Source organism: Pseudoalteromonas sp. S2755 (assembly GCF_005886535.1).
Classification (GTDB): domain Bacteria; phylum Pseudomonadota; class Gammaproteobacteria; order Enterobacterales; family Alteromonadaceae; genus Pseudoalteromonas.
Window position 1 is genome coordinate 1 of sequence record NZ_PNDS01000191.1, and the last position, 2,936, is coordinate 2,936.

General features: G+C 39.5%; 2 protein-coding genes. Both read right to left on the bottom strand.

What is annotated here, in order from left to right; all coding sequences use genetic code 11:
- Positions 1-279 (bottom strand): TubC N-terminal docking domain-related protein (locus CWC03_RS22505; protein WP_212748168.1); only part of this gene is annotated, 279 nt, incomplete at its 3' end.
- Positions 280-1,253: 974 nt separating this feature from the next.
- On the bottom strand, positions 1,254-2,936 hold a 1,683-nt coding region (locus CWC03_RS22510), incomplete at its 5' end, for a non-ribosomal peptide synthetase (protein ID WP_138583747.1).

A 2,936-nucleotide genomic window follows, 5' to 3' on the forward strand; every position in this document is an offset into this window, starting at 1 on the left:
TAGTTGGTCTATAAACCACAACCGTCTCTGCGCAAAAGAGCAAGCTGACAATAACTCTTCGCTTTTAGAATCTCTCTTGCTGATCTTGTTGACTGAAGCCTCTGTCGACTTTTGCTGTAAAAATTCCAGCAAAGCATCTTTATTGTTTTTAATCAGTTGAACAGTTTCTTGATCTAAGCGCGCCTTTGAAGACTTTGCCTTCAGCTTTCCATTCTCAATGAAAACCAATGTTCCCTCAGAGATCAGCTTGTTATAGAGATCATTCATATTATTTCTCATTACCTTAATTTTTATTATTCATTCCACCAAATGCCGCTGGCAGAACATCAAAACTTAAAATAGAACAACTCACGCCAAGACAATTGGCCCTACTTCCACCTCGTGGATAAAGTCTGATAGTAACTAACCTGATTTGCAGATAATTAATGTCTTACTAACAACCAGTTTTAGCGCAAAATGCGTTGAACTCGCTTCCAATAGTCAGCTATTGGTGTGTAAACCTACCTTGCTGCCTATAAAGTCCCCTAGCTAAACAAAGGTGCAAATTAAGACAAAATTTAAAAACAACAAGTTAGAATATTTCTTAACCAGATCTCAGGTTAACTAATTTACAATTACTCATTTATAGCAGTTCAATTGCAAACTTCATGTTCATTCAACAAATGAGCATGTTTAAACGAAACAAACTGCAACCATAAGAATTTCAGACAGACCTGAAACATTCAACTACATAACGATCATAGCTCAATGGTACAGTCACAGTGAAACCGACTCTCTTAACACTTCAGATAGCTCACAATTCTCAATTCACACCTAAACTAAGATCTAAAACTTATTATTGCCCTGTAGACCGATGCACAAGCTACCATCTATTGCTGCACTTTACCTTCAGCAAGCGCATCCTCAATAAAATTAAATGATGTTCCCTTTTATGCTTTATTTGTTATGTAAACACCATAATTTCAATTTTGTAACCACATCATTGAGCAAGATCTCAATAGCGACATGCGCTCTCAAAGCATATAAACAACTCACGCGTGAGATACTTATGAAACTTTCAGGATTAAATTGATACTTTAGTAAACAGTTTTAGCAAATGGTAAGATACGTCATCACATCGTGACTTGCAACCCTTTCAAAAACAAATTCGCTTTCGACTTAAAACTGGAATTATAAGCTTCAAATTCAAAGCACTAGAAAGATTAGATGCGCTTCCACTAATCAAAGCGCACCTAACTCTACGGAAAAGCTGATTAAAATTCGTACTCCAAGGTATCTTCAGAATCCATAAGCTCTTGAACTAAAGACTTTTCTTTATCAATCTGCTCACATAATAAACACAACTCTGCGATACTAGAAATATCATACAGATTCTTCAGCTCTATGTTTGTATAACCATTCGCTTTAAGCTCAGCAAGCAGCCTTATAGCCATTAAAGAATGTCCACCTAGCTCAAAGAAGCTGGCTTTCAAGCTAACACTACAGGTTTCCAATTGCAGAAGGTTCGCAACAATATCAACAACTAGAATTTCAACATCTGTAGTTGCGGCAACATACTCCACATGCATTGAACTACTATCTGGAGTAGGTAAAGCCTTCCGATCGACCTTACCATTCGCTGTTAATGGCCACTCATCTACAACCACTACTAAACTGGGGATCATATGTTCAGGTAGCTCCACACTGAGCCCTGTTTTCACTTTGTCATTTAGCACAGAGTGGTCAAGCCCATGACCTTCAATTGATGGCTTGATATAACTTACTAACTGGGTCGAACCCGCAATCTCTTGCGCTACAACCAAAGATGAGTCAACACATTCTAAACCACTCAATTGATGCTCAATCTCGCCCAACTCTATACGCAATCCACGAATTTTTATTTGATGATCTATTCTCCCTTGATATTCAATTTCACCATCTTTTCTTATACGCGCTAAGTCTCCTGTTTTATAAAGCTTTTGAGAGCTTGCCGCTTGGCTTCTATCATAAAAAGGATTAGCAATGAAACGTTCAGCGGTTAACTCTTCTCTATTTAAATAACCGCGAGCAAGACCATCTCCGCCAATATGCAACTCCCCCACAGCTCCTTCTGGTACCAAGTTAAGATAAGGGTCAAGAATGAGCAGCTGGATATTATCAATTGCCCTACCAATAGGCACTCCACGACTAATGTCACCAGCACAGTCCCAATAGCTGACATCAATAGCGGCTTCCGTTGGACCATATAAATTATGCAGTTCAGAGTAAGGGAGTGCTTTTCTGAACTCTTCCACATGGCTTTGCTGTAATGCTTCACCACTACAAAAAACTTGTTCTAAGCTGCGACAGTTCGTAAATTGCTCGTGTTCCAAGATCAATCCTAGCATTGATGGGACAAAGTGCATTTTAGTTATACTATGCTCTTGAATAAGTTGGCATAGGTATTCAGGTTCTTTGTGTCCTTCAGGGCGAGCTACAACTAGCTGCGCACCGTAGGCAAGCGTCCATACAAACTCCCATACAGAAACATCAAAACTATAAGGCGTTTTTTGCAGTACTTTATCACTGCAATTCATACCGTATTTATTATGCATCCAGTGGATACGATTATATAGTGCTTGATGCTCAACCATAACCCCTTTTGGTTTGCCTGTTGAGCCAGAGGTATAAATAACATAAGCAAGGTGTTTTGATCGTAACCCTAGCTCTGACTTATCAACGCAGCTTACACTGTACGGTTCAAACTGAGTTAAATCATCAAGGTTAATAGTCGGCACATTAAAGTTCTTTACGACATCCCAGCTCTTACTCTGCGTCAGTACAACATTGAAGGCTGCATCGTCCATCATGTATGCTAAGCGCGATTGAGGATAGCTCGGATCTAGCGGCACATACGCCCCCCCTGCTTTTAATATCCCCAATATACCCACCACCATCTCTAGTGAACGCTCTACACC